A 19,118-nucleotide genomic window follows, 5' to 3' on the forward strand; every position below is an offset into this window, starting at 1 on the left:
CTCCTAGCTGCCCGGCGGACCCCAGGCAGGATTGACGGATGTGGTCCGGACCTGAGAGCCCGGGGGGAACGAGCCTACCGGTCCCGCCGCCGCGAACGCGGGACCCGCCGGTGTCGCGTACGGGGGCGCCGGGTAGGGCGCCGACCACTGCGGAACGTCGCCCGACTTCTTCTGCCACGGATAGGAGGTCTTCGCCAGCGGCTCCTGCAGGGCCCTCTCCCGCATCTCGTGGACCGACAGCAGCAGCTGCTTCTCACGAATCCAGCCGGCATGGTCGACGAGCCCGAGGACCATCGAGTCGCGCAGGTAGGCCAGCTCGATCAGCTGGCGCTGCGTACGCCACGTCGGGACGAGGCAGCCGGACCACATCGCCTGCCACAGCATGCGCAGCCGGGTGAACGCCGACGAGATGACGCGGGGGTCGCTCTCGCGCAGCCACCCCATGCGCTGGTAGTCGGTCAGGCGGGCACGGATGAGGCGCTGCTGCGCGAGGCCGTGGCGTACGGCGTGGACGACGACGCCGATGACCATGGGCCAGGCGATGAACGCCAGCGGGATGAGCAGCATCTGCTCCGGCATCCCCGACGAGGCCATGCCGTTGAACAGCATGTGGAGCAGCGCGGCCGCGAGGAAGCCGATGAGCGGCGCGACCACACGCACGGTCTTCGAGCGCGTGCGCAGCGCGATGGCCAGGCCGATGCCGGTCATGCAGGTGAACAGCGGGTGGGCGAAGAACGTCATGACGCCGCGACGGATGAACAGCTGCTGGACGAAGTCTTCCGGCTCGGCGCCGATGGTGCGCGAGGCGGCGCGGAAGGCGCGGCCGTAGTAGAGGATGTTCTCGATGAAGGCGAAGCCGGACGCCGACAGGCCGGCGAGCGCGATGCCGCTGAGACGGCTCACGAAGCGGTAGCGGATCAGCATCGCGATCCAGAACAGGATCGTGGCCTTCGTCGACTCCTCCACGAAGGGGGCGACGAACACGGCCGTACGCGCCGCCGCCGCGGGGTCGCCGTCGCCCTGGACCGCCATGTGGGCGGCCGCCCAGGAATTCGCCTGCATCGACAGGAACGTCGCGCCGAAGCACCCCCACCCGAACGTGATCAGCCAGATCCACAGGTGGAGCGGCCGGAACCGGTCGGAAAGCATGAACAGCAGAACCAGCGGGATGACGGTGATCGCGGCGTAGCGGGCAGACATCTCGATCGCGTCGGTGCCGAGCCCCACCATGGTGCCGCCGGGGACGTGCTGGTCGGGCACGACCTGGAGATACATGAGCACCGCACAGACCGCCTCGGCGACCAGAAGCGCGAGGCCGACCCAGGTCACCGGCGACTTCAGCACCTGCTCGGCCAGACCGCGGCCCATCGGGGGCAGGCCGGAGCGGCGGAGGGCGCGGCGCAGTCCGGCGTCCAGGAAGTCCGGAGCGTTCGAGGCGGCGTGCTGCATGCGGGCAAGGTTACCCGGGGCCTGGCCCGGCTCCTGCCCGTCGTGCGGGCCGCGCGCGTGGGCGGCCCCGACCCGGAACGCATAGAATGCCGCCGCAGGCCTCCATAGCTCAGCGGATAGAGCAGCAGCCTTCTAATCTGTCGGTCCCAGGTTCGAGTCCTGGTGGGGGCGCCAGCACGGTGCGACGTCGTCCGTGCCCGTTGCGTCCGCGGGACGCTCGGCGGGGCCACGGGCTAGGCTCATCCTCCGTGAGTGACAACCTGGTGTGGATCGACTGCGAGATGACCGGCCTCGACCTGGCCGGCGGTGACGCCCTGATCGAGGTGGCGGCACTGGTGACCGACGCGGAGTTGAACGTCCTCGGCGAGGGCGTCGATGTCCTCATCAAGCCCGAGCCCGCCGCGCTGGAGAACATGAGCGACTTCGTGCGCGACATGCACACGAAGTCGGGCCTGCTGGCCGAGCTCGACGGTGGCATGGGCCTGCGCGAGGCCGAGGAGGCCGTGCTGGCGTACGTGCGCAAGCACGTGCCCGAGGCCCGCAAGGCCCCGCTCGCCGGCAACACCATCGGTACCGACCGCACGTTCCTGGCCGCGTACATGCCGGATCTCGAGCAGCACGTCCACTACCGCAACGTCGACGTGTCGTCGTTCAAGGAGCTGGCACGCCGCTGGTTCCCGCGCGTCTACTTCAGCACCCCGGCCAAGTCGGGCAACCACCGTGCGCTGGCCGACATCCAGGAGTCGATCGAGGAGCTGCGCTACTACCGCGAGGCGCTGTTCGTAGCCCAGCCAGGGCCGACGAGCGAGGAGTGCACGGCGATCGCCCGCCGCCACCAGGGCACGCTGACGGGCGCCCGCCCGAAGGACGACGAGAACTGATTTCCCGCGCCGCCGGTTTTGGGGCTATACTCGCTCAGTCGCTTCGTGCGACACATGGTGGGTATAGCTCAGCTGGTAGAGCACCTGGTTGTGGTCCAGGTGGCCGCGGGTTCGAGTCCCGTTACTCACCCCACTGAAGGCCCCGGCTCCGTGTCGGGGCCTTCGTCGTCTCTGTGGCGGCGTGGCGGCGTGGCGGCCCGAATCGCCGGCTGTCCCCGAATCGTCGGCCAGCCCGGATCGCGGCGCGGGCGGAACCGCCGGGTTCCCGACAATCCACGAACATGCGGAACAATGGTCCGCATGCCATCAGCAGACCTTTCCCGGCGCGCGACCCCCGTGCGCCACCCGCTGCTCGACCGCGTTCGCCTCGGTGCCGCCGTGACCGCAGGTGCGGCTGCGGCGACGGCGTCCCGTCTGGCCAGACGCGGATCCGGCGCGTCGATCCGCGGACAGGTGATGCAGCGCATCGACCCGCGCTCGCTGGAGAAACTGCTGAAGGGCCGGCGCATCGCCTCGGTCTCTGGCACCAACGGCAAGACGACCACCACCCACCTGCTGGCAGCCGCGGTCCGCGCCGGTCTCGGCGCCGATGCCGGCCGACTCGTGACCAACGCCGACGGCGCGAACCTCCACTACGGCATCGCGTCCGCGCTCTCGCAGAGCACGCGCGCCGACATCGCGGTCCTCGAGACCGACGAGCGCGTCGTCGCCGATGTCGTACGCCTCGGCCACCCCGAGGTGCTGGTGCTGCTGAACTTCTCCCGCGACCAGCTCGATCGCCACCACGAGATCAAGGCGCTCGGCCGCGCGTGGAAGCAGGCGCTCGAGTCCGCCGGCGCCGACGGCCCCACGGTGGTCGCCAACGCCGAGGAACCCCTGATCGTGTGGGCCGCCCACAGCTCCGCGAAGAAGGTCGTCTGGGTCGACACGTTCAGCGTCTGGCAGCAGGACTCGTCGCTGTGCCCCGAGTGCGGCGCGGCGATCCTGCGTACGCAGCCCGATCCGGAGGCCGGCACACGCGGCACGTGGCGCTGCACCGGGTGCGACCTGTCGAAGCCCGCTGCCACCTGGGCCGTGGAGGGCCCGATGATCACAGCACCCGACGGCATCGCGCGTGATCCCCAGCTGAAGGTCCCGGGCTCGTTCAACATCTCCAACGCGGCCATGGCCATGGCGGCCGCCGCCGAGATGGGCGTCTCCCCCGACACGGCGATCGCCGGCATGGGCACCGTGACCTCTCCCGCCGGCCGTTTCGCGACCACCGAGATCGAGGGCACGACGTGCCGCCTGCTCCTGGCGAAGAACCCCGCCGGCTGGGCCGAGGCGCTCCCCCTCATGGAGACCGACACGGTCGTCCTCCCGATCGACTCCGTCGCCGCCGACGGCAAGGACGTGTCGTGGCTGTGGGACGTCGACTTCGAACAGCTCGCCGGCAAGACCGTCATCGCGTCGGGCCCGCGTGCTCACGACCTCGCGATCCGCCTGCTGTACGCCGACGTCGAGCACCGGGTCGAGCCCGATCTGGCCGCGGCCCTGCGCGGACACCCCGACCGTGTGGACGTGATCTCGACCTACACCCCGTTCCAGAAGCTGCGCAAGATGGGAGGCCTCGCATGAGCCTCGAGATCGTCCTCGTCTACCAGTCGCTGCTCGGCATCTACGGCGATCAGGGCAACGCGAAGGTTCTGCTCAAGCGGGCCCTGTGGCGCGGCATCGACGCCACCCTGACGACCGTCGAGCCCGGCCAGCCGCTGCCCGACTCGGGAGACATCTTCCTGCTCGGCGGAGGCGAGGACGGCGCCCAGACGTCGGCCGTCCGCGAGCTCACCAAAGACGGCGGCCTCCACCGTGCCGCCGACCGCGGCGCGGTGGTCTTCGCCGTGTGCGCCGGCTACCAGATCCTCGGCCACACGTTCGGTGTCGGCGACGCCGACGAGCTGCGTGCCGGTCTCGGCCTGCTCGACGTGACTACCACGCGCGGGCCGCTGCGCGCCGTCGGCGAGGTGCTCCACCGCTGGACCGGCCCGGGGGCGCCGTCGGGTGACGAGGCGTACCTCACCGGGTTCGAGAACCACGGCGGCTACACCCACCTGGGCGCGGACGCCACCCCGCTCGCCACCCGCGAGATCGGTGTCGGCAACGACGACTCCGGCACCGAGGGGGCGGTGCAGGGCACCGTCATCGGCACCTATCCGCACGGCCCGATCCTCCCGCGCAACCCCGCGCTCGCCGACCATCTGCTCGAGCTGGCGCTGGGCCACGAGATCGACCCGCTGCCCAACGCGAACCACGACGAGCTGCGCCGTCGCCGCATCGCTTGGGTACGCGAGCACGGCCGCTGACTTCTCACACCAGGCCGAAAGCTCCACAGCAGGCGTTGCATCGCCTGCTGTGGAGTTTTCGGCCTGTCATGGTGTGGGGCGTTCGCCGATCTCGGTCTGCAGCCGCAACAGGTAGCCGTCGGGATCCATGACCAGAAACTGGCGTACGCCGACCTCGACCTCGCCGGCGCGGTACCACTGTTCCTCCGGAGCGCGAAACAGCGGCCACTGCGCCCGTTCGAGGCGGCCCAGGATCGCGTCGAGGTCATCGACCTGGATCTCGAGGTTGATGCCCCGGCCCAGCGGTGGCTCCAGCTCACCCGTCTGCCACATGCACCCGGCCGCGATCTGGTCAAGCATCACGTGCGCCCACCCCAGGGTCACGTAGGCAAAATGCTCTTCGGGTCGCTCATACCTGACGGCGAAGCCGATCAGCCGGCACCAGAACTCCAGCGAGGCGGCGAGGTCGTTGACGGCCAGCTCGGGGACGAGTTCGGGCTCCGTCGGGGCGGCGGATTCCGGCCCGGCGACCTTCGTGGCGTCGTACGCGTCAGCCAGCGCCACCAGATCGGCGCGGTACCGGCTCATCTGGCAGCCGCGCCGGTTGGCCTTCAGCAGGATCCCCTCCTCGGCCCAGTGGGCGTACGCGCGCTCCAGCAGCGCGGGCGGGAACTCACCGGCGGCATTGGTCACGCGCCACCACGGCACGCCGCCGCCCCACTCGGCCATGATGCGGCCGACACGGCGGGCGCTGGTGCCGACTATCCCGCCGACGTCGCCGTACGCGACAACCCGGCCGCGTGGGACGAGCTCGACGCACGTGAGCACGCGCTCGACGGTCAGCTCGGGATCACCAGCCATGTGGCGATCATCTCGCACCCGGACGACGCCGACCACGTGCATTTTTCTACTACGCCCCGTAGTTTTTCTCGTGGAGGTAAGACATGACCACGACCGCGCACCCGCACCCCGTCGTCCGCACCCTGCACCACGACGTCAACGACCGCCCCCACCTCGTCGTGTGGGAGGTGACCCGCGCGTGCCAGCTCGCCTGCAAGCACTGCCGCGCCGACGCCTTCACGAAGGCCGACCCCCGCCAGCTCACCACCGAGCAGGGCAAGACGCTGCTGGAGGACCTCGCCGGCTCGGGCACGCCGCGCCCCATGGTCGTCTTGTCGGGCGGCGACGCATTCGAGCGCGACGACCTCGAAGAGCTGATCTCGTACGGCACGTCGATCGGGCTGGCGATGAGCCTGTCCCCGTCGGTCACTCCCCTGCTGACCGACGAGCGGCTGGCCAGCGTGCGCGAGGCGGGCGTGAAGGCGTTCTCGCTGTCGCTGGACGGCGCGACCGCCGAGACGCACGACTCCTTCCGCGGCTTCTCCGGCACGTTCGACAAGACGATCGAGGCCGCGAGGCTCGTCCGCAAGCACGGTTTCCGCTTCCAGGTGAACACCACGATCACGAAGGGGAACGCGGCCCAGATGCCGGCGATCCTGGAGACGGTCATGGGCATGGGTGCCCACATGTGGTACCTGCTGTTCCTCGTCCCCATGGGCCGCGCGACCGGCATGGAGGCGCTGGACCCCGAGGAGATGGAGGACATGCTGCACTGGCTGCACGACGTGTCCGACCGGATCGCGGTGAAGGTCACCGAGGCCCCGAACTACCGTCGCGTCGCCCTGCAGCGGCAGGCCCTGCGCGAGGCCGGCGAGCCCAGGCCGGTACGCGGCCCCCTGCACGCCCGGCTCACGGCGGAGACACTCGAGCGCCTGGGCGAGGCGGAGTCCCGGCGTACGCCCCGCCCGCCGATCGGCGTGAACTCCGGCCGCGGATTCGCGTTCATCGACCACATCGGCCACGTCTACCCGTCGGGCTTCCTGCCCTTCGACTGCGGCTCCATCGCCGACAAGCCGTTCAGCGAGATCTACCGCACCGCACCGATGATGCAGGCGCTGCGCGACCCCGCCGGCTACTCCGGCAAGTGCGGTGTGTGCGAGTTCAACTGGATCTGCGGCGGATCCCGCGCCCGGGCGTACGCCATGACCGGTGACCCGCTGGCCTCCGACCCGACGTGCGTGCACGTGCCGCAGGCGCTGCGCGGGCCGTCTGACCGAGGCTGATCAGAGGACGGACTTCGCCCACTTCTGGACCTTGGCGGCCGTGCGTACGCCCTTGGCCGCCCCGACCCGGACCTCCTCGTCGAGCTGCACGCCGAGCGTCTCGCGGACGGTCTTGAGGTACGCGGGCACGTCCACCCACTGCGTCGGCGCCGGCGGCAGCGTGCCGGTGTGGGTGGTGCCCGTCTCCGCCTTGATCTCGACCTCGGTGGCGCCGAACGCGCCGAGATTGTGGTGGGCATCGCCTCCCTCGCGGCTGACCCAGAAGGCGTGGCCGTCCTCACCGCCCGGGTTGTGCTCGGCCGCAGCCAGGAAGAGCAGGCCCTGGCCGACCCAGGAGACGGTGACCTCCCACTGCCCCGCGGGGACGCTCAGCCCGATCTGCTGCGCCCAGTCCCGCACCTGCGAGGGCGTGCTGGCGACGAGCTCGGCCAGCGGCGCGGAGAGGCTCTGGATGTCAGGGTCGTCCTGGTAGAGCGAGAACGGCTGCCAGGCCCGCCACTGGTGGCGGTCGGCGCCCAGGGCGACACGCTCGGTGACAACCTCCGACAGTGCGAGCCCGGCATCATCGAAGCCCTCGACCCGGTCCACGACGGCCTGGCAGAGCAGGCCCACGACCCAGTCGATGGCGTCGTCGCGGAAGTCGTCGGAGCGGTCACCCCTCAGGGCCGGGACGAGCGCGGCCAGACTGGCCGGATCGGCGACGAGCTGGACCATCTTCTCGAGGTCCTTGCGGGCGCGGGGCACGTCCTGCTTGGCCCGCAGGCGCGCCGCCAGCTTCTTGTCGGTGATGCGGTCGACGGTCCGCGAAGACTCAGTCGCGGGCGCCTTGTTCACCGAGGCCGCGGCGCTCTTCACCGAGGGCTTCTTCGGCTGGGCGGCGGCCTTGCCCGTGTGGGGCGCAGCAGCAGCCTTGAGCCAGTCCCGGATGGGTTTGGCGGCACGCTGCACGCCCTTGGAGCCGCTGACCTTCGTCGCGGCACGATCGAACGTGATGCCGTTGTGCTCCTCGATCTGGGCGAGCACCCGGGGCAGGTCGTCGACGCCCGCCATGGGCGGGTCGATCATCCCGGCATACGACTGAGTGACACCGTCGCGGGCGATCGTCAGCGCATAGTCCGCAACGGCCTTCTCCGGCTGACTCGGATACCACAGACAGATGCTGTCGCCGGCGCTCCACCAGTCCATGCACAGCTCGGCGCGGCTGTTCTCCCGCTCGGTGGGCGTCCACTGCACGTCGACGAAGACTTCGACCTGGGGGTCCTCCACCTGCTTCACGACGATGCCCAGCGACCACCGGCGCTCCCAGGGGACGTCGAGGTCGAGCTCGCGCGCCCAACGGGCGGTGCGCCCCGGCGAGATCTTCTGGAACTCGGCATCGAGCACCTCGCGCGCCGCCACCGCCGCCGGAACCTCAGGGAAGAATCCCAACAGTTCCCACAACAGAACGCGGTTGCCGTGATCGGTGGCAGCGAGCCTGCGCGCCAGCTCCTCGAGCACGAGCGCCGGTGCCGGGTCGGCGTCCGACCCAGCGGCCGCATGCACGAGCACGCCGACCGCGCTCCACGCCGCGTCATCGAACTCGTAGCTGTCGACGGTCACCCGGGGAAGCGCCTCGACGATCGCCGCCACGTTGTCGTCGGTCGCCAGCTTCTCGAGCTTGCCGGCCTTATTCCGGTCTTTGGGGAAGTTGCGCTGGAAGAGGTCGCGGGCGAGCTTGGCGTCCAACAGATCGTTCAGCCGCGGCACGGGTTCTCCTCGGGTTCGGGACAACGGTGCGCCCAAGTTACCGTACGCCAGATCACTTCCCGGGGTTCGCTGACCTCGAACGAACGGGATGCGACGAAGGGCCCCGGTCTGGATGACCAAGGCCCTTCGGAGGAGTACACCGGCAGGGACTTGAACCCTGAACCCGCTGATTAAGAGTCAGCTGCTCTGCCAGTTGAGCTACCGGTGCGCGCGAGGAGAAACATTACTCGGCGACTCCCCATTGCGCAAATCGGCGGGGCTCAGACCAGACGACGCTCCTTCAGGTAGGCCCTGAGCTCGGCGTGCGGCCCGTCGTCCTCGGCGTACACGACCAGGTTGTCGAGGGGATCAACCTCGGCGAGCTGGCCAAGGCCTCGCACACGTATGCGATGTCGGGCGACAACATGCCGGGGCCAGCCGTCGCATGGCATCGGCGTTGTCCGGTTCGACGCCGAGCACCCGCTCGTAGCCCGCGCGGGCCGCGTACCTGCCCACGCTGTGCTCCAGCAGCCGCGCGCCCGCGGGTCGGGTCGGCGGATCAGAACGAGAAGACCGAGAAGAACGGCAGCAGCACGACCATCAGGCCGGTCGACATCCAGAACATGCCGAAGTTCATGCAGAACCCGTCGAGGGCCGACAGGCGCTGGCCGAGCGAGCCCACCGGACGCGGGTCGTGGCAGCCGGCGACCTCGAGGACCGGAGCACCGGGCGCAGACTCGAGGCGCGGGGCCGGGCGTACGGCCTCGATGAGGTCCTTCACCGCGGCGAACAGCAGCCAGCTCATGAAGACCACGCCGATGACCGCGATCCAGAACATGGGGTCGGGCCCCGAGGCGGCGCCGTGGTTCATCCCGCCGTGGTTCATCCCGCCGTGGTTCATGCCCCCGGGCTCCATGCCGGCCTTCATCTGCGCCATCTTCGCGACCATGCCCGACAGGTGCCAGGCCATCGCACCCATCATCATCGCGTGGCCGACGAAGTGGAGGGACAGCCCCTCCTCACCGCGACGACGCGAGTCGATGAGCAGGCCGACGAACCAGAGTGCCGCCACGACGAACAGACCGATCAGGAACGGCAGCGGCACGACCTTGTGGAACGGCTGCCACCACGTCTTCGGCACCATCACCAGCATGACCACCGCCATCAGGAGATGGAGGACGTTGGAAATGACGTGGCGTACACCCCGCGACCGGATGACCTCCCAGCCGCACCAGACCACGGGGAAGGCGAACATCACCAGGAGCGCGACGAACTTGACGGGTGTATCGGCGAGAGTGAACAAGACGTTTCCTTTCTGGGGGCTGTGTGCCCGATGTGAGCCACGAACCACTGGTCCACTTCGTTCCCTCACGCCGGGTGATCTGCGTCACCGCGGGAACGTGATCGGCGGTGGCCGCGTCACCGTGGCCACCGCCGATCCGTCTGGTGATTGCGTGGACTACTTCACGCCGCCGGCCGTCAGGCCCTCGACGATGCGGCGCTGGAAGATCAGCACCGCGATCAGCAGCGGGACCGTCACGATCACACCGGCGGCCATGATGGTGCCGTACGGGGTGTCGAAGCCGGTCGCGCCGGTGAACTTCGAGATGGCCACGGTCGCGGTGTTCATGTTCTTGTCCTGCCCGAAGGTCAGGGCGATCATGAACTCGTTCCACACGGCGATGAAGGTGATGATCGCCGTGGTGAACACTCCGGGTGCCGCGAGCGGCAGGATGACGCGTCGAAACGCCTGCATCGGCGTGCAGCCGTCGACCATCGCCGCGTGCTCGAGCTCTACGGGGAGCTGGCGGAAGAACGCGGTGAGGTTCCACACGCACAGCGGGAGCGCGAACGACAGCGACGGCAGGATGAGCGCCTGGAAGGTGTTCATCCAGTTGATCGGCAGCCACTCATAGGTGCCCGTGAACATCTTCAGCAGCGGGATCAGCAGGGTGATGCCCGGGAACATCGAGCAGCCGATGATGATGGCCAGCACGAGCCCCTTGGCCTTGAAGCGCAGGCGCGCCAGCGCGTACGCACCCATGATGCCCAGGACGAGCGTGAGCACCGTGGTCGTCAGCGAGACGATCAGCGAGTTGACCAGCGATCGGCCGAAGTTGTTCTGGGGAGCGAACACCGCCTGGAAGTTCTCGAGCGACATCGGGTTGGGGATCAGGTCGGTGCTGCGGCCCATGGTGGGCAGGCGCAGCGAAGAGACGATCATCCAGTAGAACGGCGCGATGCAGTAGATGACGATCAGCGCCATGCCGATATAGCTCGCGATGCGGCCAAGGCGCTGCTTGCCACTCACCTTCGGCTTTGCCAGAGCCGCGACGTCGATGTCGGGATCGCCGCCGGCGCGACGGTCGAGCGCGTTCGAGGTGGTGTTCTCCTCGCGCTCTGTCTCGAGCGAGATCTCCCCCTGCTCCGGAGGAAGCGAATGGTTGGTGCTCATGCTGCGGCCTCCCCTGAGGTAGTGGTCGGCTTCAGTTTCTTGTTGCGCTTCTTGGCTTCCTTGATGGCCCTCAGCTCGTCGTCACCGACCACGTCGGCGCCGAGGAACTTCACGAACAGGAACGCCACGAGCATGATGTAGAGGAACAGCACGATCGAGTACGCCGCCGCGGGTCCGTAGCGGACCTGGTTGGCCTCGTCGTAGGCGAACACCGACAGCGTCTCGACGAAGTATTTGCCCGGGCCGATCATGCCGTAGGGAAGATCGAACATGCGCATGGTGTCGAGCGTGCGGAACAGCACGGCCACGACGAGCGCCGGCTTGATCATCGGCAGCGTGATGCGGGTGAAGGTCTGCATGACCGATGCGCCGTCGACCTTCGCGGCCTCGTAGACCTCGGCCGGGATCGTCTGGAGACCGGCGAGGGTCAGCAGCCCGATGAACGGCGCGGTCTTCCACACGTCGGCGATGACGATCGCCCAGAACGACGAGGCGTTGTCCGCCAGCCACAGCGTGTGCTGGCCCGTCAGCTTGTTCGCGATGCCCGCCTCGTCGAAGATCAGCTTCCACATGAGGGCCGACACGATCGTCGGGATGGCCCACGGCACGAGGATTCCGGCGCGGACGATACCGCGACCCTTGAACGCCTTGTTCATGATCAGCGCCATCGCCACGCCGAGGATCGTCTCCAGCAGGATGCAGACCACGGTGATGGCGGTGGTGTTGAGGAACGCGTTGAAGAAGCGGTCCATGCTGCCCCACAGGCCGGGGACGGGATGGGAGTTGGTGAAGACGTTGGTGAAGTTCTGCAGGCCGACGAACTGCTCGCCGGTCATGATCTCGCCCGTCTCGGGGTTGATGCCGTCGTTCTTGAGGAAGAACGCCTCCCGGATCGACAGCAGGATCGGGATGCCGACGACGGCGACGATGACCGCCAGCGTCGGCGACAGGAGCAGTGCGGCGAACCCGCTCTGCCCGTCGGAAAGTGCGTTCTTCTTCGAACGCTTGGTCTCGGTGGCCACTGCGCCTCCTCGTCAGGTGGGTCCGGTCAGGACCCGGATGGCGCGTGCCCGGTGCCCCGCAGAGCGGGTGCTCTGTCGGTGACACCGGGCACGCGGCGGGGATCCGTTACTTGACCAGGCCCTCGAGCTGCTTCTGCAGGTCGGCGGTCGCGGTCTTGGCGTCCTTCTGACCCTGGAGGACGGCGTACGACGCGTCCTGGATGGCCTTGGAGACGTCGCCGTACTTGACGGCCTTCGGGCGCGGCTGGGCGCTGGCGATCGACTTCTTCAGCTCGGTGAGGTACGGGTACTTCGCGACGAGCTCGGGATCGTCGTACAGCGACTCCAGCGACGGGGCGAGCGCGGAGGTGACCGTGCGCTGCTTCTGCTGCTCGACGTCCGAGGCGAACTTGATGAACTCGAGCGCGGTGCCCTTGTTCTTGGCGTTGGCGGCGACGGCGTACGAGTGACCGCCGAGCGAGGAGACGCCCGGACCACCGACACCCGGCAGCGCGGCGACGCCGAACTTGCCGTTGACCTTCGACGAGCCGTCCTCGGCCGAGAACTTGGAGTAGACGTAAGGCCAGTTGCGCAGGAACATCAGCTTGCCGTCCTGGAACGCCTGGCGCGACTCCTCCTCCTTCCAGGTGATGGCACCCTGCGGGATGGTGCCGTCCTTGAAGGCGTCAGCCATCCACTGCATGCCCTTCTGGGCCTCCGGGGTGTTGACGTTGACCTTGCCGTCCTTGTCGACGATCGAGCCGCCGGCCGAGTTGATGGCCTCGGACATGTTGACCGTCAGGCCCTCGTACTTCTGGTGCTGGCCCGCGTAGCAGCCGGCGTCCTTGGCCTCGGGGACCTTCGCCTTGACCTGCTCGCAGACCGTCTTGACCTCTTCGAGGGTCTTCGGGGCGGCGGAGACGCCGGCGGCGTCGAGCCAGTCCTTGCGGTAGAAGAGCAGGCCGCCGTCGGACGTGACGGGCACTGCGTACAGCTTGTTGAAGTAGGTGGCGCCGTCGACGGCCGGTTTCAGCATCTTCGAGGTGTCGAACTTCCCGTCGGGCAGCGGCACGACGTACTTGTTGGCGGCGAACTCGGCGGTCCAGACGATGTCCATGTCGTAGATCGTCTTGTCGACGCCCTTGGTCTGGTAGTTCTGGATCATCGCGTTGCGCTGCTCGTCGGCGGAGTCGGACAGCTCGATGAACGTGACCTTCTGGTCGGGATGGAGCTGGTTCCACTTCTCGATGATCTTCGGGACGGCGTTCGAGGTGTCCTTGCCGGACACGAACTGGATCGGGCCCTTCTCGTCCCAGTTGGCGTTGCTCGCAGCACCGGTGGTCGCCGAGCCACCCGAGGTCGAGCCGCCACCGCAGGCGGAGACGAGGAGCATGGTTCCGACAGATGCCGCCGCGATGATCACGCGGCCAGCCTTGCGGACGACGGTCATAGAAGCCTCACTTCGTTGTGCGATCCCCCGGACTGCCCGGGAAGTGCTGGCTCAGCCTACCCACGAGTCAGCAATCTGAACCGTTTAAGGAAACGCCTTCGTTACCAACTCCTGACATTTTGGTCAGGTGGGTATCAGGATCGCTCTCGAAGAACGAGAATCCGGCGTCGACCCGCACCTGGCGGGGGACGGACGCGGTTGGATGTCCCGCGCGGCAGCCGCGGGGCGGTCAGAGGTAGAGGCCGGTGTGACCGTCGGAGAGCCGCTCGGCCGCCACGGCGTGGATGTCGCGCTCGCGCAGCAGCACGTAGTCCTTGCCGCGCACCTCGACCTCGGCGCGGTCTTCGGGGTCGAACAGCACGCGGTCAGCCACCGTGACCTGACGTACGCTGCTGCCGGCCGCGACGACCTTCGCCCAGCGCAGGCGCCGGCCCATGGCCACGGTCGCGGGGATCAGGATGCCGCCACCGCTGCGCCGCTCCCCCGCCTCACCCTCGGTTGAGACGAGCACCCGGTCGTGCAGCATGCGTATCGGAAGCTCGCCGCCGGCCTCCGTGTCGTGGTCGCTCACCGGTTCAGGAGCGCTTCTTGGTGATCAGGCGGATCGTGACGAGCAGGGCGACCGCGCCAGCGACCGAGCCGGCGACCAGCGCGAGGCGATCGGTGCGCCACTGGCCGTCGGCAGTCTTGAACTGGTCCTTCGCGTGACCGAGCTCGTTGTTGACCAGCGTCTTCATGCCGTCGACCTGACGCTGCTTCACGTTGGTCGGGTGCACCTGATCGATCAGGCTTTCCAGATTCGCCGCGAGGCGCGTGCGGGCGGCCGTCAGGTCGGACTCGATCTGCTGGCGGCTGCGGGACTGGCCCTGGTCTGCCACGGGGTCTCCTCGGTCAATTGGTTCGCTGAGTCGCTCACCCAGCCTATACCAGCGAAACCTCGCCATCGCGTGCGCCACGGACCGGCCTCGCTAGGCTGCGCTCATGAGCAACTCCCCCGCCCGCCTCACCGCCGGTGACCCCGCCCCCGCCTTCACCCTCCCCGCCGCCGACGGCACCACCGTCTCGCTGTCCGACTTCGCCGGACGCCGCGTGATCCTGTACTTCTACCCCGCCGCCATGACGCCGGGCTGCACCACACAGGCCATCGACTTCACCGCCGCCGCGGCCGAGCTGGAGGCCGCAGGCGTGCAGGTCCTGGGCGTGTCCCCCGACACCCCCGAGAAGCTTGCCCGCTTCGTCGAGAAGGAGTCGATCGCCTTCCCACTGCTGTCGGACGCCGACCGCTCGGTGATGGGCGCGTACGCCGCCTTCGGCAAGAAGATGATGTACGGCAAGGAGATCGAGGGCGTCATCCGCTCGACTTTCGTCATCGACGTGGCCGACGACGGCACCGGGACGCTCGCCGAAGCGCAGTACAACGTCAAGGCCACCGGGCACGTGGCGCGGCTGCGCCGGGACCTGGGCCTGTGACCCACGGTTCGGTCGTGTGGCGCGACGCGCCCCGACGACCACTAGACTGACAACGCCGACGGCGCCCGTCGGCGAACCGAAGTGGTGGAACTGGTAGACACGCAGGATTTAGGTTCCTGTGCGCTTGCGCGTGAGGGTTCGAGTCCCTTCTTCGGTACGTGGGGCGCGCCGGGAGCACACGAGTTCGATGGGTGCGTCGCTGTGGCCCCACAGCATCAGTCCCACGAGAGAAGGAGCACGAGCACCGTGGAGATCGTCAAGACCCGAGACAGTGCCGCCGCCGAGCAGTCCGCCCGCATCTGGGCCCACGCGATCGCGAAGCGAGACGAGGAGATGGCGGGCAGCGAGGCCAGCGATGTCTCCATCGACCAGGCCGCGCCCCTCATCCACGAGGTGCTCGAGGCTTCCGACCGCGCGTTCCTGCTCACCCTCACCGACGACAGCGAGATGATGGCGTTCGCCGCCGCCGAGCCCCAGCGCGACTCCGACGACCCGAAGAAGGCCGAGCTGCGCTATCTGGGCGTCGCCCCGGGCCACTGGGGCGAGGGCTGGGCTCGCCGTCTGCTCGTGGCGCTCCCCGACGCGCTGCGCGAGGACGACTTCGACGAGGCCGTCCTGTGGGTCTACGCCGACAACACGCGCGCGATCTTCGTCTACGAGGCCCTTGCCTGGCAGGCCACCGACGAGACGCGACCCCACCCCGTCACGGGCCGCATCGAGCGCAAGTACCGCCGCAGCCTCTGACCAATGTCTGAGCCGACACCGCAGGCCGGGACCGCACATCGCGGCTCCCGGCCCGCGTCGTGCTCGGCACCCGCCGCTCAGCCCGCGGGGGCCTCGGTCCTCCGGCCGTCGACCACCAGCGCCTGGCCGTCCCGCAGCGCCCAGATCTCCTGATCGGCGTGGGCGTACGCCCGGGCGACCTGCTCCAGCACCTCGGACTCCGGGTGGCCGGGGGTGCCCAGGTGGGGCACGAACGGGCGGTCGAGCACACCGATGCCCTTCGTGCTGGACGCCGGGCCGTACAGCGCGTCGGCCTCCGCCGGGTCGTCGCAGGTCTCGAACCCGGCCAGGTCGGGCGCCAGGACCGCACCGCCGGCGGAGTAGCCCGCATACACGAACGCGTCGCGGGCGAGCATCTGGGGCAGGAGTTGGTCGAGACCGCACGCCCCCATGGCTCGACGCAGCACGAACACGTTGCCGCCGCGGACCCACAGGAACCCGGCGTCGAGGAGCTTGCCTGCGACCGACATCGGCGTCTCGGCGCGCAGGTCGAGCTCGGTGGCCTTCAGCCCGATCTCCTTCAGCGCGGCGATCTCTGCGGCGAGCTTCTCGGCGCGCACGTCGGCGGGCTCGTGGTCGATCGCGTTCACACAGACCAGGCCGGTGCGGTTCTTCCTGCCGATCAGCGCGCGGAACCGCTCGGGGTCGGGGACGGGCCGGAACGAGGCAAGGTAGAGACGCATCAGCGGCGGACCAGGGTCACGTTGTCGTGGGTGGGCAACGACTCGCGTGCGACCTCGCGCCAGTCGGCGGGGTCGAGATCGGGAAAGAACGCGTCCCCCTCCGGCTCGAGTGGCACCTCGGTGAGCTCGATGCGCGTGGTGCGCGGCAACGCCTCGGCATAGATCTGACCACCGCCGAAGATCCACACCGGCTTGCCCGAGGCCAGCGCGGCGTCGATGGCCGCGTCGACGTCGGTGAAGGTACGCGCGCCCTCGTGGGACCAGTCGGGGTTGCGGGTGACCACGTAGGAGTCGCGGCCGGGCAGCGGGCGGCCGATGCTCTCGAAGGTGCGGCGGCCCATGACCAAGACACCGCCCGTGGTGAGCGCCTTGACGCGTGGCCAGTCTCCGGGGAGGTGCCACAGCATGTCGTTGTCCTTGCCGATGACGCCGTTGCGGGCGACGGCGACGATGGCGGCGACGTCGTCGTGGCGGGACGTGGTCATACGGCCACCGGGGCCTTGATCGCGGGATGGGGGTCATAGCCCTCGAACGCGAAGTCGTCCATCGAAAACCCGTCGATGTCGGTGACGTCGGCGTTCATCACCAGCCGCGGCAGGGGACGCGGCTCGCGGGAGAGCTGTTCGCGCACCTGGTCCATGTGGTTGGCGTAGATGTGGGCGTCGCCGAACGTGTGGACGAAGTCGCCGACCCGCAGCCCGCAGACCTGGGCGACCATGTGGGTGAGCAGCGCGTACGAGGCGATGTTGAACGGGACGCCGAGGAACAGGTCGGCCGAGCGCTGGTAGAGCTGGCACGACAGCCGGCCGTGGCCGCCGTCGTCGGCCGGGGCCACGTAGAACTGGAAGAACATGTGGCACGGCGGCAGCGCCATCTTCGGCACGTCGGCGACGTTCCACGCCGAGACGACGTGACGCCGCGAGTCGGGGTTGTTCTTCAGCGACTCGACGACCTGCTTGATCTGGTCGACGTGACCGCCGTCGGGTGTCGGCCACGAGCGCCACTGGACGCCGTAGACCGGGCCGAGGTCGCCGTTGGCGTCGGCCCACTCGTCCCAGATCGTCACCTTGTTGTCGTGGAGGAAGCCGATGTTGGAGTCACCGCGCAGGAACCACAGCAGCTCGCCGATGATCGAGCGTGTGTGGACCTTCTTGGTCGTCAGCAGCGGGAAGCCCTCGGTGAGGTCGACGCGGAGCTGGTGGCCGAAGACCGAGCGCGTGCCGGTGCCGGTGCGGTCGGACTTGTCGACGCCCTCGTCGAGGACCCGCTGGAGGAGGTCGAGGTATTGCCTCACTGCCGCTCCTCGTCTCTCTCCGCTCGCTCGGAGAGCGGGGTGGTCCGCGCGAGCGTCTCGATCACGACGGGGACCATCGCGCGGACGGCCTGACCGCGGTGGCTGATGGCGTCCTTCTCCTCCGACGTCATCTCGGCGGTGGTGCGGGTCTCCCCCACCGGGACGAACAGCGGGTCGTAGCCGAAGCCGTTGTCGCCGCAACGCTCGGTGGCGACGGTGCCCTTCACCTCGCCGACCTGGAGGTGGGACGAGCCGTCGGGCAGGCAGAACGCGATGGCGCACACGAACCTCGCGCCGCGCTTCTCGGCGGGCAGGTCGTGGAGCTGGGCGAGCAGCAGGTCGACGTTGGACGCGTCGGTCGCTTCGGGCCCCGACCAGCGCGCGGAGCGTACGCCGGGCATGCCGTTGAGCGCGTCGACGGCGATGCCGGAGTCGTCGGCGAGCGCGGGCAGGCCCGTCGCCTCGACCGCGGCGCGCGCCTTGATCAGCGCGTTGCCCTCGAAAGTGTCCTCCGTCTCGGCGGGCTCGGGGTAGGAGGCCACGTCGGACAGCCCGAGCACCTCGATGCCCGACCCGTCGAGGACGCGGCGCAGCTCGGTGAGCTTCTTCGCGTTGTTGGTGGCGAGAACGACCTGGCTCATGCCTGGAGGGCCTCCTGCTGCATCGCCGTCAGCTCGCGGCAGCCCTTCTCGCCGAGGTCGAGCAGCTGGTTCAGCGTCGCGCGGTCGAACGGGTCGGCCTCGGCGGTGCCCTGGATCTCGATGAGCCTGCCGGAGCCCGTCATCACGATGTTCATGTCGGTGTCGGCGGTCGAGTCCTCGGTGTAGGCGAGGTCGAGCATCGGCGTGCCCGACACCACGCCCGCGGAGATCGCGGCGACCGAGTCCTTCAGCGGCTCCCCGGCGAGCGCGCCACGCTCGCGCAGGTAGGACACGGCATCGGCCAGCGCCACGTAGGCACCGGTGATCGAGGCCGTACGCGTGCCGCCGTCGGCCTGGAGCACGTCGCAGTCGAGCACGATGGTGTTCTCGCCGAGCGCCTTGTAGTCGATGACCGCGCGCAGCGAGCGGCCGATCAGCCGCGAGATCTCGTGCGTGCGACCGCCGACCTTGCCCTTGATCGACTCACGGTCGGAGCGGTCGTGGGTGGCGCGCGGCAGCATCGCGTACTCGGCCGTGACCCAGCCCAGGCCCGAGCCCTTGCGCCAGCGCGGGACGCCCTCGGTGACCGACGCGGCAACGAGCACGCGCGTCTTGCCGAACTCGATCAGGACCGAGCCCTCGGCGTGGTCGAGCCACTGGCGCGTGATGCGCACCTCGCGGAGCTGGTCGTGGTTGCGGCCGTCGGCACGGGGTCCAGAAGTCATGGCCGCGAGTCTAGGTGAACCGACCACGTTGCGGCGCAGCCCCCAGCACGGCTGGATCACGTACGCCGGGATTCCCTCTCCTTGATAAGCACATGCCGCCGCACCGATCAAAGAGAG

At 69.0% G+C, this 19,118-nt stretch carries 20 protein-coding genes and 4 tRNA genes; 9 read left to right on the plus strand and 15 right to left on the minus strand.

What is annotated here, in order from left to right:
• Positions 1 to 3: 3 nt before the first annotated feature.
• A complete protein-coding gene (locus ACYVGD_RS10655) occupies positions 4 to 1,449 on the minus strand; it encodes a PrsW family intramembrane metalloprotease (protein WP_460743592.1) in 1,446 nt (481 codons plus the stop codon).
• A gap of 98 nt (positions 1,450 to 1,547) precedes the next feature.
• On the opposite strand from ACYVGD_RS10655, the gene ACYVGD_RS10660 reads away from it, so the two are divergent.
• The 5 genes from ACYVGD_RS10660 to ACYVGD_RS10680 all read left to right on the plus strand — a co-directional run bounded on the left by ACYVGD_RS10660 (position 1,548) and on the right by ACYVGD_RS10680 (position 4,672).
• Positions 1,548 to 1,623: transfer RNA gene (locus ACYVGD_RS10660), tRNA-Arg, on the plus strand.
• A gap of 74 nt (positions 1,624 to 1,697) precedes the next feature.
• On the plus strand, positions 1,698 to 2,330 hold the full coding sequence (gene orn, locus ACYVGD_RS10665) for an oligoribonuclease (protein ID WP_460743594.1): 633 nt from the start codon (positions 1,698 to 1,700) through the stop codon (positions 2,328 to 2,330).
• Positions 2,331 to 2,387: 57 nt separating this feature from the next.
• A tRNA-His gene (locus ACYVGD_RS10670) sits at positions 2,388 to 2,463 on the plus strand.
• A gap of 323 nt (positions 2,464 to 2,786) precedes the next feature.
• The gene (locus ACYVGD_RS10675; protein ID WP_460743743.1) at positions 2,787 to 3,947 is read left to right on the plus strand and encodes a MurT ligase domain-containing protein; all 1,161 of its coding nucleotides are present in this window, start codon (positions 2,787 to 2,789) and stop codon (positions 3,945 to 3,947) included.
• The gene (locus ACYVGD_RS10680; protein WP_460743596.1) at positions 3,944 to 4,672 is read left to right on the plus strand and encodes a type 1 glutamine amidotransferase; all 729 of its coding nucleotides are present in this window, start codon (positions 3,944 to 3,946) and stop codon (positions 4,670 to 4,672) included. Before ACYVGD_RS10675 ends, ACYVGD_RS10680 begins: the two co-directional genes overlap by 4 nt.
• 66 nt (positions 4,673 to 4,738) lie before the next feature.
• On the opposite strand, the gene ACYVGD_RS10685 is transcribed toward ACYVGD_RS10680, so the two are convergent.
• Positions 4,739 to 5,512 (minus strand): MGMT family protein, encoded by a 774-nt coding sequence (locus ACYVGD_RS10685; protein ID WP_460743598.1) that lies wholly within the window; start codon positions 5,510 to 5,512, stop codon positions 4,739 to 4,741.
• Between the two features lie 83 nt (positions 5,513 to 5,595).
• Between ACYVGD_RS10685 and ACYVGD_RS10690 the strand changes: the two genes are divergently transcribed.
• Positions 5,596 to 6,774, plus strand: coding sequence for a TIGR04053 family radical SAM/SPASM domain-containing protein (locus ACYVGD_RS10690; protein ID WP_460743600.1), 1,179 nt, complete (start codon positions 5,596 to 5,598; stop codon positions 6,772 to 6,774).
• On the opposite strand, the gene ACYVGD_RS10695 is transcribed toward ACYVGD_RS10690, so the two are convergent.
• From ACYVGD_RS10695 to ACYVGD_RS10730, 8 genes are all read right to left on the minus strand, one after another.
• Entirely contained in the window at positions 6,775 to 8,520 is a 1,746-nt protein-coding gene (locus ACYVGD_RS10695; protein WP_460743601.1) for a hypothetical protein, read from the minus strand.
• 135 nt (positions 8,521 to 8,655) lie between these two features.
• Positions 8,656 to 8,728 (minus strand) — tRNA-Lys (locus ACYVGD_RS10700).
• Positions 8,729 to 9,058: 330 nt separating this feature from the next.
• A complete protein-coding gene (locus ACYVGD_RS10705) occupies positions 9,059 to 9,802 on the minus strand; it encodes a DUF5134 domain-containing protein (RefSeq protein WP_460743602.1) in 744 nt (247 codons plus the stop codon).
• Positions 9,803 to 9,958: 156 nt separating this feature from the next.
• Positions 9,959 to 10,765 (minus strand): carbohydrate ABC transporter permease, encoded by an 807-nt coding sequence (locus ACYVGD_RS10710; RefSeq protein WP_460743744.1) that lies wholly within the window; start codon positions 10,763 to 10,765, stop codon positions 9,959 to 9,961.
• A 185-nt stretch (positions 10,766 to 10,950) separates the two neighbouring features.
• Positions 10,951 to 11,976, minus strand: coding sequence for a carbohydrate ABC transporter permease (locus tag ACYVGD_RS10715; RefSeq protein WP_460743603.1), 1,026 nt, complete (start codon positions 11,974 to 11,976; stop codon positions 10,951 to 10,953).
• Between the two features lie 106 nt (positions 11,977 to 12,082).
• On the minus strand, positions 12,083 to 13,405 hold the full coding sequence (locus tag ACYVGD_RS10720; RefSeq protein WP_460743604.1) for an ABC transporter substrate-binding protein: 1,323 nt from the start codon (positions 13,403 to 13,405) through the stop codon (positions 12,083 to 12,085).
• A gap of 229 nt (positions 13,406 to 13,634) precedes the next feature.
• Positions 13,635 to 13,931 (minus strand): GroES family chaperonin, encoded by a 297-nt coding sequence (locus tag ACYVGD_RS10725; RefSeq protein ID WP_460743745.1) that lies wholly within the window; start codon positions 13,929 to 13,931, stop codon positions 13,635 to 13,637.
• Between the two features lie 49 nt (positions 13,932 to 13,980).
• Complete coding sequence (locus tag ACYVGD_RS10730) at positions 13,981 to 14,283, minus strand: DUF3618 domain-containing protein (protein WP_460743605.1); 303 nt, start codon at positions 14,281 to 14,283, stop codon at positions 13,981 to 13,983.
• A 103-nt stretch (positions 14,284 to 14,386) separates the two neighbouring features.
• Between ACYVGD_RS10730 and bcp the strand changes: the two genes are divergently transcribed.
• The 3 genes from bcp to ACYVGD_RS10745 all read left to right on the plus strand — a co-directional run bounded on the left by bcp (position 14,387) and on the right by ACYVGD_RS10745 (position 15,619).
• Entirely contained in the window at positions 14,387 to 14,875 is a 489-nt protein-coding gene (gene bcp, locus ACYVGD_RS10735; protein ID WP_460743606.1) for a thioredoxin-dependent thiol peroxidase, read from the plus strand.
• Between the two features lie 75 nt (positions 14,876 to 14,950).
• Positions 14,951 to 15,032 (plus strand) — tRNA-Leu (locus tag ACYVGD_RS10740).
• An 89-nt stretch (positions 15,033 to 15,121) separates the two neighbouring features.
• Positions 15,122 to 15,619, plus strand: coding sequence for a GNAT family N-acetyltransferase (locus ACYVGD_RS10745; protein WP_460743607.1), 498 nt, complete (start codon positions 15,122 to 15,124; stop codon positions 15,617 to 15,619).
• Between the two features lie 77 nt (positions 15,620 to 15,696).
• Here ACYVGD_RS10745 and ACYVGD_RS10750 read toward each other — a convergent pair whose 3' ends face one another.
• The 5 genes from ACYVGD_RS10750 to rph are packed head-to-tail and all read right to left on the minus strand — an operon-like array spanning position 15,697 to position 19,001.
• Positions 15,697 to 16,341 carry a Type 1 glutamine amidotransferase-like domain-containing protein gene (locus ACYVGD_RS10750; RefSeq protein WP_460743608.1) on the minus strand — a complete coding sequence of 215 codons (645 nt, stop codon included), beginning with the start codon at positions 16,339 to 16,341 and terminating at the stop codon, positions 15,697 to 15,699.
• The gene (locus tag ACYVGD_RS10755) at positions 16,341 to 16,826 is read right to left on the minus strand and encodes a dihydrofolate reductase (protein WP_460743609.1); all 486 of its coding nucleotides are present in this window, start codon (positions 16,824 to 16,826) and stop codon (positions 16,341 to 16,343) included. Before ACYVGD_RS10755 ends, ACYVGD_RS10750 begins: the two co-directional genes overlap by 1 nt.
• Complete coding sequence (locus tag ACYVGD_RS10760) at positions 16,823 to 17,635, minus strand: thymidylate synthase (protein ID WP_460743610.1); 813 nt, start codon at positions 17,633 to 17,635, stop codon at positions 16,823 to 16,825. Before ACYVGD_RS10760 ends, ACYVGD_RS10755 begins: the two co-directional genes overlap by 4 nt.
• On the minus strand, positions 17,632 to 18,276 hold the full coding sequence (rdgB, locus tag ACYVGD_RS10765; protein ID WP_460743611.1) for an RdgB/HAM1 family non-canonical purine NTP pyrophosphatase: 645 nt from the start codon (positions 18,274 to 18,276) through the stop codon (positions 17,632 to 17,634). The genes ACYVGD_RS10760 and rdgB overlap by 4 nt, the downstream gene beginning before the upstream one ends.
• Positions 18,273 to 19,001 (minus strand): ribonuclease PH, encoded by a 729-nt coding sequence (gene rph / locus ACYVGD_RS10770; protein WP_460743612.1) that lies wholly within the window; start codon positions 18,999 to 19,001, stop codon positions 18,273 to 18,275. Before rph ends, rdgB begins: the two co-directional genes overlap by 4 nt.
• Between the last annotated feature and the right edge of the window lie 117 nt (positions 19,002 to 19,118).

The organism is Mariniluteicoccus endophyticus (assembly GCF_054780035.1).

Coding starts and splice junctions, on each gene's coding strand:
- ACYVGD_RS10750 (WP_460743608.1), bottom strand. CDS start 16,341: ATGCGTCTCTACCTTGCCTCGTTCCGGCCCGTCCCCGACCCCGAGCGG.
- rdgB (WP_460743611.1), bottom strand. CDS start 18,276: ATGAGCCAGGTCGTTCTCGCCACCAACAACGCGAAGAAGCTCACCGAG.
- ACYVGD_RS10690 (WP_460743600.1), top strand. CDS start 5,596: ATGACCACGACCGCGCACCCGCACCCCGTCGTCCGCACCCTGCACCAC.
- ACYVGD_RS10655 (WP_460743592.1), bottom strand. CDS start 1,449: ATGCAGCACGCCGCCTCGAACGCTCCGGACTTCCTGGACGCCGGACTG.
- ACYVGD_RS10675 (WP_460743743.1), top strand. CDS start 2,787: ATGCAGCGCATCGACCCGCGCTCGCTGGAGAAACTGCTGAAGGGCCGG.
- ACYVGD_RS10755 (WP_460743609.1), bottom strand. CDS start 16,826: ATGACCACGTCCCGCCACGACGACGTCGCCGCCATCGTCGCCGTCGCC.
- ACYVGD_RS10710 (WP_460743744.1), bottom strand. CDS start 10,765: ATGGCGCTGATCGTCATCTACTGCATCGCGCCGTTCTACTGGATGATC.
- ACYVGD_RS10720 (WP_460743604.1), bottom strand. CDS start 13,405: ATGACCGTCGTCCGCAAGGCTGGCCGCGTGATCATCGCGGCGGCATCT.
- ACYVGD_RS10725 (WP_460743745.1), bottom strand. CDS start 13,931: ATGCTGCACGACCGGGTGCTCGTCTCAACCGAGGGTGAGGCGGGGGAG.
- ACYVGD_RS10680 (WP_460743596.1), top strand. CDS start 3,944: ATGAGCCTCGAGATCGTCCTCGTCTACCAGTCGCTGCTCGGCATCTAC.
- rph (WP_460743612.1), bottom strand. CDS start 19,001: ATGACTTCTGGACCCCGTGCCGACGGCCGCAACCACGACCAGCTCCGC.
- ACYVGD_RS10685 (WP_460743598.1), bottom strand. CDS start 5,512: ATGGCTGGTGATCCCGAGCTGACCGTCGAGCGCGTGCTCACGTGCGTC.
- bcp (WP_460743606.1), top strand. CDS start 14,387: ATGAGCAACTCCCCCGCCCGCCTCACCGCCGGTGACCCCGCCCCCGCC.